16 protein-coding genes are annotated in these 15341 nt (G+C 46.4%); 7 read left to right on the top strand and 9 right to left on the bottom strand.

What is annotated here, in order from left to right:
- Positions 1–89: 89 nt before the first annotated feature.
- The 3 genes from rsmG (at position 90) to asd (ending at position 2567) form a co-directional block, all read left to right on the top strand.
- Positions 90–716, top strand: coding sequence for a 16S rRNA (guanine(527)-N(7))-methyltransferase RsmG (gene rsmG / locus Q338_RS12605; RefSeq protein ID WP_034296170.1), 627 nt, complete (start codon positions 90–92; stop codon positions 714–716).
- A gap of 52 nt (positions 717–768) precedes the next feature.
- Positions 769–1584: a ParA family protein gene (locus tag Q338_RS12610; protein WP_034296172.1), complete on the top strand. Its 816-nt coding sequence runs from the start codon at positions 769–771 to the stop codon at positions 1582–1584.
- An 83-nt stretch (positions 1585–1667) separates the two neighbouring features.
- Positions 1668–2567: an archaetidylserine decarboxylase gene (gene asd / locus Q338_RS12615; protein WP_034296173.1), complete on the top strand. Its 900-nt coding sequence runs from the start codon at positions 1668–1670 to the stop codon at positions 2565–2567.
- 109 nt (positions 2568–2676) lie between these two features.
- On the opposite strand, the gene groL is transcribed toward asd, so the two are convergent.
- The 3 genes from groL to Q338_RS12630 all read right to left on the bottom strand — a co-directional run bounded on the left by groL (position 2677) and on the right by Q338_RS12630 (position 5436).
- On the bottom strand, positions 2677–4317 hold the full coding sequence (gene groL, locus Q338_RS12620) for a chaperonin GroEL (protein ID WP_034296174.1): 1641 nt from the start codon (positions 4315–4317) through the stop codon (positions 2677–2679).
- 179 nt (positions 4318–4496) lie between these two features.
- Positions 4497–4784 (bottom strand): co-chaperone GroES, encoded by a 288-nt coding sequence (locus Q338_RS12625; RefSeq protein WP_034296176.1) that lies wholly within the window; start codon positions 4782–4784, stop codon positions 4497–4499.
- A 127-nt stretch (positions 4785–4911) separates the two neighbouring features.
- A complete protein-coding gene (locus Q338_RS12630; protein ID WP_147293702.1) occupies positions 4912–5436 on the bottom strand; it encodes a hypothetical protein in 525 nt (174 codons plus the stop codon).
- 346 nt (positions 5437–5782) lie between these two features.
- On the opposite strand from Q338_RS12630, the gene cysE reads away from it, so the two are divergent.
- The 4 genes from cysE to Q338_RS12650 all read left to right on the top strand — a co-directional run bounded on the left by cysE (position 5783) and on the right by Q338_RS12650 (position 9752).
- Positions 5783–6589: a serine O-acetyltransferase gene (gene cysE / locus Q338_RS12635; protein WP_034296181.1), complete on the top strand. Its 807-nt coding sequence runs from the start codon at positions 5783–5785 to the stop codon at positions 6587–6589.
- Positions 6590–6801: 212 nt separating this feature from the next.
- A complete protein-coding gene (locus Q338_RS12640) occupies positions 6802–8559 on the top strand; it encodes a biotin--[acetyl-CoA-carboxylase] ligase (RefSeq protein WP_034296183.1) in 1758 nt (585 codons plus the stop codon).
- Positions 8560–8583: 24 nt separating this feature from the next.
- Positions 8584–9204 carry a hypothetical protein gene (locus Q338_RS12645; protein ID WP_034296186.1) on the top strand — a complete coding sequence of 207 codons (621 nt, stop codon included), beginning with the start codon at positions 8584–8586 and terminating at the stop codon, positions 9202–9204.
- Positions 9205–9275: 71 nt separating this feature from the next.
- Positions 9276–9752, top strand: a complete 477-nt coding sequence (locus tag Q338_RS12650) for a DUF4112 domain-containing protein (RefSeq protein ID WP_034296189.1) — start codon at positions 9276–9278, stop codon at positions 9750–9752.
- A gap of 109 nt (positions 9753–9861) precedes the next feature.
- Here the strand turns inward: Q338_RS12650 and Q338_RS12655 are convergent, their stop codons facing one another.
- From Q338_RS12655 to gshB, 6 genes are all read right to left on the bottom strand, one after another.
- On the bottom strand, positions 9862–10731 hold the full coding sequence (locus Q338_RS12655) for a cysteine ABC transporter substrate-binding protein (protein ID WP_034296191.1): 870 nt from the start codon (positions 10729–10731) through the stop codon (positions 9862–9864).
- A 120-nt stretch (positions 10732–10851) separates the two neighbouring features.
- Complete coding sequence (locus tag Q338_RS12660) at positions 10852–11595, bottom strand: amino acid ABC transporter ATP-binding protein (protein ID WP_034296193.1); 744 nt, start codon at positions 11593–11595, stop codon at positions 10852–10854.
- 229 nt (positions 11596–11824) lie between these two features.
- On the bottom strand, positions 11825–12493 hold the full coding sequence (locus tag Q338_RS12665) for an amino acid ABC transporter permease (protein WP_034296195.1): 669 nt from the start codon (positions 12491–12493) through the stop codon (positions 11825–11827).
- On the bottom strand, positions 12483–13142 hold the full coding sequence (locus Q338_RS12670; RefSeq protein WP_034296198.1) for an amino acid ABC transporter permease: 660 nt from the start codon (positions 13140–13142) through the stop codon (positions 12483–12485). Before Q338_RS12670 ends, Q338_RS12665 begins: the two co-directional genes overlap by 11 nt.
- 230 nt (positions 13143–13372) lie before the next feature.
- Positions 13373–14167: a thymidylate synthase gene (locus tag Q338_RS12675; protein ID WP_034296201.1), complete on the bottom strand. Its 795-nt coding sequence runs from the start codon at positions 14165–14167 to the stop codon at positions 13373–13375.
- 205 nt (positions 14168–14372) lie between these two features.
- Entirely contained in the window at positions 14373–15332 is a 960-nt protein-coding gene (gene gshB, locus Q338_RS12680) for a glutathione synthase (RefSeq protein ID WP_034296203.1), read from the bottom strand.
- Between the last annotated feature and the right edge of the window lie 9 nt (positions 15333–15341).

Here is a 15341-nt window from a genome sequence, read left to right on the forward strand (position 1 = left end):
AATAGCAAAATTTATGCCAACGTCTTACATATTTTCACAAATTCGGTTAGCATTTAGGCTAATCATCAAAATAAAATAGGAAAATAAAAATGACTGATTTAAAAGAACAACTCAAAGCGGGTTTGCAGGCAATGAATTTGGAATTGCCTGCCACCCAACAGTTATTGTTGCTGGAATACATTGCCTTGCTGAAAAAATGGAACAGCACCTATAATTTAACTGCTTTGCGCGATGAGCGCACCATGATTAGCCATCATTTATTGGACAGCTTAACCCTGTTGCCCTATGTGGCGAATGCGAAAACTTTGATGGACGTGGGTTCGGGCGGCGGTATGCCGGGGATTCCGACTGCCATTTGTTGCCCCGATTTACAGATTACCCTACTGGATTCCAATACGAAAAAAACCACCTTTTTGCAACAAGCAGTGATTGAATTGGGTTTGAAAAATGTAACGGTGGCAAGTGGTCGCGTGGAAGCCATGCACGATAAAAAAGTAGATGTGGTAACCAGTCGCGCTTTTGCCGAATTGCACGATTTTATTGCGCTAACCAAGCATTTATTGAACGAAAATGGCTATTGGGCAGCCATGAAAGGTGTGTATCCCTACGAAGAATTGGAAAATGTGCCGAAAAATATTGATGTTTATCAAATTGATAAATTAGATGTGCCCACTTTGGGCGCAGAACGCCACATGGTATTAATGCGCCCGAAATAATGGATTTCAGGCAGCCTGAATTCACGAAAAATAAAACCATTAAGGTCAAATAATGAGCCAAAAACATAAAGTTATTACGATTTGCAATCAAAAAGGCGGTGTGGGCAAAACCACCACCGCCGTCAATCTCGCCGCCAGTTTGGCGCACCGCAACCGCAAAGTTTTGCTGATAGATATTGACCCACAAGGCAATGCAACTATGGGCGCGGGCGTGGATAAAAATACTTTCCAATTCGGTACTTATCATATTTTGCTCGGCGAAGCGAGCATGAAACAAGCCATTATTCCCAGCGAATCTGGACAATTTGATGTGATTGCCGCCAACCGCGATTTAACAGGCGTGGAAATTGCCCTGATGCAGCGTCCCGCACGTGAAATGTGTTTGCGCGATGCGATTGTCCAAGTGCGCGATGAATACGATTTTATCCTGATTGATTGTCCGCCTACCTTGTCATTGTTGATGTTAAACGGTTTGGCGGCGGCGGATAGCGTTTTGATTCCCATGGTTTGCGAATATTACGCGCTGGAAGGCATTTCCGATTTGCTCGCCACCATCAAAAAAGTGCGCCAAACCATCAATCCGACTCTGGACATCACAGGCGTGGTGTTTACTATGTTTACCACACAAAACAATTTGTCCAAAGAAGTCAGCTCACAATTGAAAAATTATTTTGGGCAACGCGTGTTCGCCACCACCATTCCGCGCAATGTACGACTGGCGGAAGCCCCCAGTCATGGCATGCCCGCATTAGCCTACGACCCCAAATCCAAAGGCGCACAAGCCTATTTGGCGTTGGCAGATGAATTGTTGGCGGTGAAATTGCCTGCTTCTTCAATTGGTTATTTGAAAACTGTATTGCGATTTTAATTTATCAATCTTCAGGCTGCCTGAAATCTTATTTTGACAGGCAGCCTGAAGATTTTTGATTGGATAAAAAAACGAGTTTTGCTATGAATTTAACACCTTACCCCAAACCCACTTGTTGCCAACGCGCAAAAATTGCGTTCCACTATTTGCTGCCCCAATTGGCGGTAACGCGCTTGGCTGGCTGGTTTGCCGAAAAAGAGTGGGGCGGCACCACCCATTTTGTCATCAAACAATTTGCCCGCGCCTACAAAATCAACTGGGACGAAGCCAAAAAATCCCAAGCAACGGATTTCAAAACATTTAACGAATTTTTCACCCGCGAATTAAAAGATGGCGTGCGCCCCATTGTTTCAGGCAGCCACCAATTAGCCCTGCCAGCCGATGGGCGCGTGAGCGAATGTGGCAACATCAAAGATGATTTATTGTTGCAAGCCAAAGGGCATTTTTTCACTTTGTCAGACTTGTTGGCTGGCGATAGCGAATTGGTGCAAAAATTCACAAATGGTTCATTTATTACAACTTATTTGTCGCCGCGAGACTATCATCGCGTGCATATGCCTTGCGCTGGCGTGTTGCGTAAAATGATTTATGTGTCGGGCGAATTGTTTTCGGTGAACCCATTTTTGGCGCAACACATTCCCAATTTGTTTGCGCGAAACGAGCGCGTGATTTGCGTGTTTGACACCGAATTTGGCACGATGGTACAAATTTTGGTGGGCGCAACCGTTACCGCGAGCATGAGTACGGTGTGGCATGGTGTAGTCAATCCGCCGCGTAATCAAGCGGTTAAAGTGTGGGATTATCCAGCCGAAGGCGTGGGCGTGGTGCGTTTGGACAAGGGCGCGGAGATGGGCGCATTCCGTTTGGGTTCAACGGTGATTAATTTATTTCCTGCCGAAAAAGTGTTGCTAAATAGTCAATTACACGCTGGTGTGGCGACTAAAATGGGCGAATTATTGGGCGAGCGCGTTCAGGCTGCCTGAAAAAATAACCCAAGCTATGCACCATCAAAATATATTCAGGCAGCCTGAAAACCAGTTTCCCAGTTTTCAGGCTGCCTGAATATCATTTTAAATCAATGGAATGCAGGGATTAGAAACCGCCCATGCCACCCATACCGCCCATGCCACCCATATCAGGTGCAGCAGGTTTGTCTTCGGGAATGTCGGCAATCATGCACTCGGTGGTCAGCATCAAGCCAGCGATGGACGCAGCGTGTTGCAAAGCAGAGCGCGTTACTTTTGCAGGGTCAAGCACGCCCATCGCAATCATGTCGCCATAAGTGTCGTTGCCTGCGTTGTAGCCGAAGTTGCCTTCGCCTTCCAACACTTTGTTTACCACCACAGAGGCTTCGCCGCCCGCATTGGCAACGATTTGACGCAATGGCGATTCCACCGCACGCAACACGATTTTCACGCCAGCTTCTTGGTCGGCATTGTCGGCATGCACTTTGGTCAAAGCCGCACGTGCGCGCAACAATGCCACGCCACCGCCTGCTACCACGCCTTCTTCCACAGCCGCACGGGTCGCGTGCAAAGCGTCATCAACGCGGTCTTTTTTCTCTTTCATTTCCACTTCGGTTGCCGCGCCCACTTTAATCACAGCCACGCCACCAGCCAATTTGGCTACGCGCTCTTGCAATTTTTCTTTGTCGTAGTCGCTGGTAGCCACTTCAATTTGTTGGCGGATTTCGGCAACACGCGCATCAACATGGGCTTTGTCGCCAAAACCGTCAATGATGGTGGTGTTTTCTTTTGAAATTTCAATGCGTTTGGCTTGACCCAAGTGTTCCAAAGTGGCGGCTTCCAAAGTCAAGCCCACTTCTTCGGCAATCACGGTTGCGCCAGTCAAAATGGCGATGTCTTGCAACATGGCTTTGCGGCGGTCGCCAAAACCAGGGGCTTTTACGGCAACGGTTTTCAAAATGCCGCGAATGCTGTTTACCACCAAAGTCGCCAAAGCTTCGCCTTCCACGTCTTCTGCGATAATCAACAAGGGGCGTGAAGTTTTGGCAACTTGCTCCAATACGGGCAACAAATCGCGGATATTGCTGATTTTTTTGTCAAACAACAACACGAAAGGATTGTCCAAACCTGCGATTTGTTTTTCCACATCGTTCACGAAATAAGGCGACAAGTAGCCACGGTCAAACTGCATACCTTTAACCACTTCCAACTCATTTTCCAATGATTTGCCGTCTTCTACGGTAATCACGCCTTCTTTGCCCACTTCTTGCATTGCGTCTGCGATGATTTTGCCGACTTGTTCGTCAGAATTGGCGGAAATTGAGCCAACTTGGGCGATTTGTTCGTAGGTTTCGCAAGGTTTGGCGATGTTTGCCAATTCGTCCACCAAGGCGGCTACGGCTTTGTCAATGCCGCGTTTCAAGTCGGTGGGGTTCATGCCTGCGGTAACGTATTTCATGCCTTCGGCAACAATGGCTTGTGCCAATACGGTGGCGGTGGTGGTGCCATCGCCTGCCACATCGTTGGTTTTGGACGCAACTTCTTTGACCATTTGTGCGCCCATGTTTTCAAATTTGTCTTTCAATTCAATTTCTTTTGCCACAGACACGCCGTCTTTGGTGATGTGGGGGCCGCCGAATGAACGGTCAAGCACCACATTGCGACCTTTCGGGCCCAAAGTTACGCGCACGGCATTTGCCAATACGTTTACGCCATTGACCATTTTGGCACGAACGTCTGTGCCGAATTGTACGTCTTTTGCTGCCATTTAATATGCTCCAAAAATTTGTTGTATTTAATCAATTTGTAGGGTGCGTATCACGCACCGAATTGTCAAAAAATGGGAAATTTTGGTGCGTGATACGCACCCTAACATTGTTTCAGGCTGCCTGAAAGTCCTAGCGGATGCAAGATGTTAAGGTGAATAAGTTGCACCCTACGGAAACATCAAGCAATCACGCCAAAAATGTCTTCTTCTTTCATGACCAGCAATTCTTCGCCGTCCACTTTTACGGTTTGACCTGAATATTTGCCGAAAATCACTTTGTCGCCTACTTTCACGTCTAATGGACGGCGGTTGCCATCGCGACCAATTTTGCCTTCGCCAATTGCAATCACTTCGCCCATATCGGGTTTTTCGGTTGCGCTGGGGGCTAAAATGATGCCAGAGCTGGTTTTTTCTTCCGCTTCCAAGCGTTTGATGACAACACGGTCGTGTAAAGGACGGATATTCATATTTTATTCTCCGAAAAATTGATGTGTTAAAAAAAGGAAAAGTTTGTTACAAACCACAAAATAAGGCTGCCTGAAACAAATTTCAAGTATAAAAATACAAAAAATTTGTTTCAGGCAGCCTGAAGCCTTATTTTTTAATCACGGTAACGCTTGAGCCTGCGATATTTTGTTTCAGGCGAATGCGAATTGGGTCGTGGCGATGGTCGTCCAGCCAGCGATAATCGCGTCTGCCGATTTTAAAATGACGCATAAGCAATTGTTCGTTTGGGCTTTTCACTTGCCAATAATAATGGTAGGTGATGAAGCGGAATTCGTCTAATTGGGCGACACGCGTTTCCACATATTGATTGGGTGCGCCGCGAATTAAAAACACTGTCAGCAAACACAAAAAACTGCTAATGCTGATAAAACAACAGATTAAATGCAGCAATTTTTCCACAAAATACGACAATTGCCATGGCAAACCCATTTTGTGAAACGAGGGTAAATAGCTGCCTGAATCCACTTGGGTAAACGCAAATAAGCTAACCAATGGCGAAAGCACCCAAAACACGCGCTCAAAATCTAAAGACATCACATAGCTTGTAGATGAGCCGTGTACCCAGAAAAAATAATTGAAAATTAATGGGATAGTAGAAAATGCCCACAGCATTTCTTTTTTGTTTTTTCGTAAGAATCTAAAAAAATAATACATATAAAATTTAAGTATAAGGTGTCAATAATGTTGATAAAATCAAAAAGTTATGGTGCAACAGCTCAACTTTTTGTGGCTAAAGTGAAGATTACCGCAGTTTGTAAACCTGTGTCAAATCGTGTATAAACGGTTTTATTTTATTGATTGTTTCAGTACACGACAAAAATAACTGTAGGGTGTGCCGTTCGCACCAAAACCCACCACAATATTTAAATTATTCAGTAATTTGGTGCGCATGGCGCACCCTACAGTTATTTTTGTCGTGTACTGAAATTGATTGTGAAAAGTAAAGTGGTGAAATAAGATGGATTTGAATTTATGGCAACAAATTCGTGTGGAAGCAGCACAATCTGCTAGTGAAGAACCAACTTTGGCTAGTTTCTTGCATTTAACGGTGTTGCGGCACAAATCATTGGCAAGTGTGTTGGCGTTTCATTTATCCAGCAAATTGTCCAATAGTGTGATGGACGCACGCAGCCTGAATGAGTTGTTTTTGGAAGCCTTAACGGACGATGAGCAAATTGTGGCGGCGGTGGAAGCGGATATTTGTGCGTATTATCAACGCGACCCTGCGTGTGATTTGTATTGTTTGCCTTTGTTGTATTTTAAGGGTTTTCATGCGATTCAGGCGCATCGGATTAATCATTGGCTGTGGAATCATGGGCGCAAAACGGTGGCGTATTTCTTACAAAATCGGGTTTCGGAAGTGTTTGGGGTGGACATTCACCCTGCGGCGCGGTTTGGGCATGGGATTATGATTGACCACGGCACGGGGGTGGTGGTGGGCGAAACGGCGGTGTTGGGCAATGATATTTCTATTTTGCATGGGGTTACGCTGGGCGGCTCGGGCAAGGAAAGTGGCGACCGCCACCCGAAAATTGGCGATGGGGTGATGATTGGGGCGAATGCGTCTATTTTGGGCAATATTCGGGTGGGCGAATGCGCGAAAGTGGGCGCAGGCAGCGTGGTGGTGCGCCACGTTGAGCCGCACACAACGGTGGTGGGTGTACCTGCGAAAGCGGTGGGCGGCGTGTCGTCTTGTAAACCTGCTGATGAGATGAATCAGAATTTTGTGGACGATGGCTCGTTGTATATTGGGGCAGGGATTTAGTTTTGTTGTAAAATTGCTGTTTTGGTGTTCAGGCTGCCTTTCAGTACACGACAATTTTTACCAACACCCAAAATGTAGGGTGCGTACCATGCACCAAATCATTTAAATAATTGACATTTCGGTGCGTAATACGCACCCTACATTAAATTTGCCACATATTTAGGCAGCCTGAAAAACATATCCCCTTATTTTAAAATATAAAAAATAATAATATGCCCAGCAATCAACTGATTCAAATTTTAGCCGATGGCGCGGCGCACCATATTACGGAGCTTGCCCACGCCGTTCAGCGTCAGCCGCAAAATCTCAATGCTATTTGGCAACACACGCCGCCCCATATTCGCGGTTTGTTGCGCCAAAAAGATGGGACTTGGCGGCTGGTGCGTCCGCTTGCGCTGCTCTCGCCACAGCATGAACATGACACATTTGATGTGCGCGTGTTACCCGAAACCTCGTCCACCAATGATGAATTAATGCAGCAAATCCGCGCCAATTCGCCCATTCATCGGCAAGTGGTGGTGGCGCACCATCAAACGGCGGCGCGTGGACGACAAGGACGTATTTGGCATAACCGTTTGGGCGAATGCTTGACGTTTAGTGTGGGCTGGACGTTTACCCAGCCACAATCGGCGTTGGGCGCAATGGCTTTGGTGGTGGCGGTGGCGTGTCAGCGTGGTTTGGCGAAACTGGGTTGTGTGGCGCAAATCAAATGGTCTAATGATTTGGTGATTGGGCTGGAGAAATTGGGTGGGGTGCTGATTGAGACGGTTCGGCAAAAAAATCAAACGCATGTGATTATTGGCATAGGGATTAATTTTGTTTTGCCCAAAGAGGTGGAAGGGGCGACTTCGGTTCAGGCAGCCTGTACGCATAGGGTTACGGCGGCTGACGCGTTAAACGCGATTTTGGACGAGCTGCACACCAGTTTACCTGAATTTGAGCGACATGGTTTCACGCCGTTTCAGGCTGCCTACCAGCAATTGCACCGCGACCACGCACAGGAAGTGTGTATTTTGCGCGACAATCAGATTGTGCAAACGGGCGTGATAGTTGGGATTTCCGATAATGGCGCATTATTATTACAAACCGATGATAAAATTGAACAAATTGTAAGCGGCGAAACCAGTTTGCGCCGCCCTGAACAATTGCCCAAACCTGCGTTATCACCCGATTTTCAGGCTGCCTGCACACGATATTTATTGTTGGACGGCGGCAACAGTCGCTTAAAATGGGCGTGGGTAGAGCAGGGCGAATTGGTGCATTCGGCACACGCGCCGTATCGTGATTTGTCGCGTTTACTAAATGAATGGGCGCGATGGGGCGATAAAAATGTGCGCGTGGTGGGTTCGGCGGTGTGCGGTTTGGCGAAACAGGCGATGGTGGAAGCCCAGCTTCCCGTGCCGATACAATGGCTGGGTTCCATGAAACGCGCTTTGGGCGTGTACAATCATTACCAAAATCCCGAGCAACACGGCGCAGACCGTTGGTTTAACGCGCTGGGCAGTCGCCGTTTTACGCAAAATGCGTGTGTGGTGATGAGCTGCGGCACGGCGGTTACGGTGGACGCGCTGACGGCGGATAATCATTATTTGGGCGGCACGATTATGCCAGGGTTTCATTTAATGAAAGAAGCGATGGCAATGAAAACCGCCAATTTAAATCAACCCGTTGGCAAATTATTTCCCTTTCCCACCACCACCGCCAACGCGCTCGCGGGCGGCATGATGGACGCGGTGTGTGGTTCGGTCATGATTATGCATGCCCGTTTAAAAGAACGAGAAAACGGTGGCAAAGTGGACGTGATTATGACAGGTGGCGGTGCGGCAAAAGTCGCCAAATCATTGCCCGAAACATTTGTTTTAGACAATTGCGTGAAAATTGTAGATAATCTCGTGATTTTTGGTTTATTAAACTGGTTGGAGCAGCAGCCGTATGCACATACGCCCAGTACCCCTTTTCAGGCTGCCTGAAAAAAATTTTAAGGATAATTGAAGATGAAACATCTATTTTGGATACTCGTGTTTTTAAATTTACTGGTGTTTGGCGGCATGATTGCCAGCAAAATGTTGAAACAGCACATGCCTGCGGAAGCTAGGGTACAACAAGTTACGCCACCGCCAACCATCATCATTCAAAGCAGCGATTTGGTGAAAGCGGTTACCAAAAGCGCGTCTGAAGCCGCCGCCAGCGCAGCAAGTGGCGCAGCCGCCCCAGCAGTTGCCGCGACGGGCAACAAAGCCATAGCCGCACAACCTAAACGCGAAGAAAATAAAAATAACAATAAAAACAACAATAATGACAAACAAGCTCGCCGCGAAGAACCCCGCCGCGCCCCTGTGGTGGCATCTGGCGACCAAAACACAGGCACACCACGCGCCAAATACAAAGAATGCTCCGCTCGCGTGAGCATGCCCGAAGACGATTTCCACCGCATTAAAGGCTTGTTGGGTCGCTATCCGCACGCCGCCAGCCGTCAAGTAGTGGACAATGGCAACGGCGACAGCACCGCGCGTATGAACGTGGTGTTTATGCAAGTGAGCGACCAAGAAGCCAGCGCGATTCAAGGGATTGTGGGGCGTTACGGTCAATTAAATCGTTCAGCGTGTAATCGTTGATTTTAGGTAAACAAGGCAGCCTGAAAAATGGAATTTCCCTTTTCAGGCTGCCTGATTATTTGGATAACATAATGAATACAAAAGACAAACAAAACGCATTGCAAAATAGCCGCAGTTTTCAATTGGGCAAACAAATCAAAAAATATTTAGACGAATATTATTTGGACGGTGTAATTGGCTTGATTCCCTTTGTGGGGAGTGCGTTAAGTCATTGTTTTAATTTGGTATATATTTATATTGCTTTGGTGAAATTGCGTTCCAAGCGTTTAACTTTGGTGATTATATTCAATGGCTTAAAGGATATGGTGTTGGGTTTTATCCCCATATTGGGTACGGTGCTGGACTTTTTCTATAAATCCAATAAGCAAAATTTTGAATTAATTGAACAATTCGCGGCGGGCAACCCCGACACAATCCGCCAAGTCAATCAACGGGCGGCGATGGCGGGTGTGGGGATTTTGGCGTTGTGTGTGGCGGCGTATTATTTGGTGAAATTTGGTTGGTTTGTGCTGGTGTGGGTGTTTAACACATTGATGGGTTTATTTTAAATATATAGTGAATTCAATTTAAACCAGTACCGCGTTGCCAGCTCACTTATTGAATCCACTATTTAGGCAGCCTGAAAACCTTTCAGGCTGCCTTTTTCATTTAAACCAATTATTTAGCTAATAATTCTTCAGGCTTCACTTTGTCGCCATACACAGGTTTCAGCGTTTTTTCATACGCCGCGTTCAAGCGACCATCTTGCTTCAATTTCGCCATTTCCGCATTCACCCAATCCAGCAACACTTTGTCGCCTTTTTTCACCGCAGGCGCGATGTTTTCAGGCTCGCCCAATTTGCCAATCGCCACTTCAAAGTTTGGATTTTCTTTTGCCCATGCCCACAACAAAGCATTATCGTGTGCCAATGCTGCACCGCGACCATCTTTCAGCGCGTCAAACGTTTCCGTGTTTTGGTCAAATTTCAACAATTTGATTTCAGGGTAATTTTTGGTGAAATACGTGTCCGCAGTCGTACCTTTGTTCACCAATAAGGTTTTGTCTTTCAATTGCGCTAAATCGGTGATTTTCGCATTGGTTGGCGACACCACGCCCAGCGAAACTTGCATATAAGGCGCAGCAAAATCAACCACTTCTGCACGTTCAGGCGTTTGCGTGAAATTAGCTAATACCAAATCCACTTTACCCGATTTCGCGTATTCCACACGGTTGGCGGCTTCGGTTAAGACAAATTCCACTTTATCGGGGCTGCCGAGCAAATCATTTGCCAATTCTTTGGCGATTTCCACGTCAAAGCCTTGATTTTTGCCATTCGCGTCCACATAGCCAAACGGTGGCTTGTCGCCGAACACGCCAATGCGGATTTTGTCGGCGGCTTTGATTTTTGCCAACGTGTCTTCGCCTGCGGCGGCGGCTGGTGCGCTGCCTTGCGTGTTTTGCGCGGGCGCGGCATTGTCGCCACACGCCGCCAAACCCAAGCTCAATAATGCAGCCGATACGAAGGATAAAGTTTTGTTTAATTGCATTTTTCTTCTCCAGAAAAGTAGGGGGAATATTCAGGCAACCTTACAGTACTACAAAAATCTTTCAGGCAGCCTGAAATATAGAATTGATAAATAAAACCATAAAAAAACAATAAGATTATCTTATTTGGTATATTCCATAATATTTAAAAATTGGCGTGCGCGCTCGGTTTCAGGCTGCCTGAAAAATTGTTCAGGCGTATTTTGTTCAATAATCACGCCCTTATCCATAAACACAATGCGGTCGGCGACTTTTTCGGCAAAGCTCATTTCGTGGGTTACGATAAGCATACTCATGCCTTCGTTAGCCAATTCCAGCACCACGTCCAGCACTTCGCGCACCATTTCGGGGTCAAGCGCGGCGGTGATTTCGTCTAATAAAATCGCTTCGGGATTCATGCACAGGGCGCGGACAATGGCAATGCGCTGTTTTTGTCCGCCCGATAATTCGCGTGGAAAAGCGGTTTTGCGTTCAAATAAACCCACGCGTTTCAATAATTTATCCGCTTGCGCTTCGGCTTCGGCACGGTCGCGTTTTTGCGCTTTGAGTGCGCCGAGCAAAATATTGTCAATCACATTCATGTGCGCGAACAATTCGTAACTTTGGAACACCATGCCGACTTTTTGCCGCGCTTGTTGCCACGATACGTCTTTGCCAAATTCGCCCACGCCGTCCATGTGAATGCTGCCGCCTTGTATGCTTTCCAAACCATTGACGCAGCGCAATAAAGTGGATTTGCCGCAGCCCGAAGCACCCAAAATCACCACCACTTCGCCTTTGTGTAAATCCAAATCTAAATTGGGAATGGCAACCGTGTCGCCATATTTTTTGTGTAAATTTTTAATGCTGATGAGTGGATTATTCATTTGTTTTCTTTCATTATTTTGTTTTCAGGCTGCCTTTTGGTACATGGTAAAAATCTTTCAGGCTGCCTGTAACCTGTTCCCTCCCACGCTGGCGGGGGTTAGGGTGGGGGTAGTTCTTTAATTTTGAACAAAATTTATTTGCTGTCAAGATTTTCCCCCACCCTAGCCCGTTGGGGACGGGGGAGGGGATAGGTTTGTGGTCATTTCAAAAAATTGTGGCAGCCTGAAATTAAACTTCCCATTTCTTTTCCAATTTCATCGCCACCAAAGACAAGGGATAACAAATCAGAAAATACAACACAAAAATCAAACCATAAACAAAAAATGACGCATTTGGCATGGTTAATAATGAATTTTCAATGATTTGCTGCCCTACTTTCACCACTTCAATCACGCCAATCAATGCGGCTAGCGAGCTGGTTTTGACCATGCGGGTAAACAGATTAATCGCGCTGGGTAATACGCGACGCAAACCTTGCGGTGCTTCAATGTGCCAAAAAATTTGTTGGCGCGATAAACCCAATGCCATGCCTGCTTCAACTTGATGTTTTTCAATGGATTCTAATGCGCCACGCACCAAATCGCCCATCTCCGCCGTACCCCACAGCACAAACACCCACACGCACACCCACAAACCGCTCAAATGTAGCCCCGTCCATTCCGCCAGCCCAAAATACAGCACAAACAGCCACACCAAAATCGGCACAATCCGTATCGTTTCCAAATAAAACAGGCAACCTGAACGCAAAATTTTATTGTGAGAACGCATTAACAAGCCAAAAATCGTCCCCGTAACACAGGAAATCGCCACCGAAATAAAGGAAATTTGCGCCGTGAGCCACAAACCTGCCGCCAAGCGTTGTGCATTTTGCCCTTCCATCAACCAATCAAACGCCATATTTCGCGCTCCTTGCCTTGCGTTCTGCTCGCCGCGCCCACCACGATACGGGCAGCAAAATAATTAAATAACTGATAAATAATAAAAATAATGCTTCATTGGTTTTGTAATCCATGCCAATGATGTCTTTGGTTAAAAACATCAATTCTGCCACCGCCACCGCGCTGACCACCGAAGTTTCTTTGATTAAAAACAAGACATTCGCGCCAATCGCAGGCAGCGAAATCGCCCACGCTTGCGGCAAAACCACATAGTGGAAAATTTGCACATCGCTCAAACCAATCGCTTTGGCGGCTTCGGTTTGACCGCGCGGCACGGCTAATAGCCCAGCGCGTAAGGCTTCCGCCATATAGCTGCCGCCCAAAAACACCAGCGCAATCACGCCGCAGGTGAAGCCGTCCCATTTAATCCCGATTTTGGGCAAGCCGTAATACAGAAAAAACAGTTGAATCAACAAAGGGGTATTGCGTGATAATTCAATATAGCCACGACAAATGGTATTGAAAACAGGTAAACGATATGCGGTGCAAATGGCAACGAAAATCCCCAAAATCAACGATAAAACAATGCCATACAATGATAGTTCCAACGTGATTAAGGCAGCCTGAAAAAAACGCGGCGCAGCTTGAAAAATATATTGCCAATTCATAATGCGATTTTTGGAATAGAAAATGAGATTGTATGCGTTTTGTAAAAAATGGGAAAGATGTGTAAGCCATTTTTGCCAACAAAAAGGCAGCCTGAAAATATTTTCAGGCTGCCTAAATATTTTATAGTGGATTCAATTTAAATCAGGACAAGGCGACAGCGACCGCCGTGTACACATAGTACATAAGGGAGCTGGCAACGCGGTACTGGTTTAAATTGAATTCACTATAATTAAACAGAAACTTCCGCTTTAATATGCGGGTGTGGGTCATAATCCAATAATTCAAAATCATCAAAAGTAAATGCAAATAAATCTTTGATTTCAGGATTGATTTTCATTGTGGGCAAACGGCGTGGTTCACGCATTAATTGCAATTTGGCTTGTTCAAAATGATTGTTGTAAATGTGCGCGTCGCCTAAAGTATGAATAAATTCACCCACTTGCAAATCGCATACTTGCGCCACCATCATGGTCAGCAGCGCATAGCTGGCAATATTAAACGGCACGCCCAAAAACACGTCCGCGCTGCGCTGATACAGTTGGCAGGACAATTTGCCTTCCGCCACATAAAATTGAAACAGCGCGTGGCAGGGCGGTAACGCCATATCGTCCACTTCGGCAGGATTCCACGCGGAAACAATGATGCGGCGGCTGTCGGGATTGGTTTTAATTTGTTGAATAATTTGGCTAATTTGGTCTATGCTGTGCCCGTTGGGGGCTTGCCAACTGCGCCATTGTGCGCCATACACGCGCCCCAAATCGCCGTTTTCATCTGCCCACTCGTCCCAAATGGAGACTTGATTGTCTTTCAAATATTGAATATTCGTGTCGCCGCGCAAAAACCAGAGTAGTTCGTGAATAATGGAGCGCAAATGCAGCTTTTTGGTCGTCAAAAGCGGGAAACCGTCCGCCAAATCAAAACGCATTTGGTAGCCAAAAACGGAGCGTGTGCCTGTGCCTGTGCGGTCGGATTTGTCTGTGCCATGACTTAAAATATATCGGATAAGAGTTTGATATTGTTTCATTATTTTCTCGTTAAATAAATGATAAAACAGGCAGCCTGAACGGGAAATAGGGCTTTCAGGCTGCCTTTTAGTACACGAAAAAACTTATGTAGGGTGCATATTACGCACCAAAATTTCAAGTTATTTGAATGATTTGGTGCGTGGTACACACCCTACATTTTAGGTGTGGGTAAAAATGATTGTGTACTGAAAGGCTGCCTGAAATTTATTTCTGGCTTTCTTTTTCCACCGCGTCAATAAACATTTGCGCCACATCAAAATGTTTTTGTTTCATGATTTCTTGGAAACCTGTGGGGCTGGTTACATTGATTTCGGTTAAATAATCGCCAATCACGTCCAAACCTGCCAATAAGATACCGCGTTCTTTCAAGATTGGGGCGAGTGTTTCTGCGATTTCGCGGTCGCGGCGACTCAATTCTTGCGCCACACCGCGTCCGCCTGCGGCTAAATTGCCGCGCGTTTCGCCGTCTTGTGGAATACGCGCCAACGCGTAGGGCAACACTTCGCCGTTGATAATCAAAATGCGTTTGTCGCCCAACACGATTTCGGACAAATATTGCTGCGCCATAATGGTGCGGGTGTCGTTTTGCATGAGCATTTCTAAAATGCTGTTGGTGTTGCCATCGTGTTCACGCAGCCTGAAAATGCCCATGCCGCCCATGCCGTCTAGCGGTTTAACAATGATGTCTTGGTGGGTTTTCAAAAAGGCGCGAATTTCGTCTGAATGGGTGCTGACGATGGTGGGGGCGGTAAATTTGGGGAAACCCAAAATGGCGAGTTTTTCATTAAAATCGCGCATGGCTTGTCCGCTATTAAACACTTTCGCGCCCTGTTTTTGTGCCAAGCTGAGCAATTGGGTGGTGTATAAATATTGCATATTAAACGGCGGGTCGGTACGCATAATCACCGCGTCAAAAAGCGTTAAGGCAGCCTGAACAGCTTCGGTGGCACGAAACCATTCATGGTCGTGGTCGTGTTGTGCGCCAATAAATTTAAATGGGCGCGCTAATGCCACCACTTGCCCATAATATTGCACGGACAATTGGCTGCTCAAGGTGTGATATAAATGAATCCCACGATGTGCTGCTTCGCGCATCATCACATAAGTGCTGTCTTTATAGGTTTTAAAAGTTTCTAGTGGGTCGGAAATAAAGAGAATTTTCATATTCAGGCT

Origin of the sequence: Alysiella crassa DSM 2578, from assembly GCF_000745955.1 — a bacterium.
GTDB classification, from domain to species: Bacteria; Pseudomonadota; Gammaproteobacteria; order Burkholderiales; family Neisseriaceae; genus Simonsiella; species Simonsiella crassa.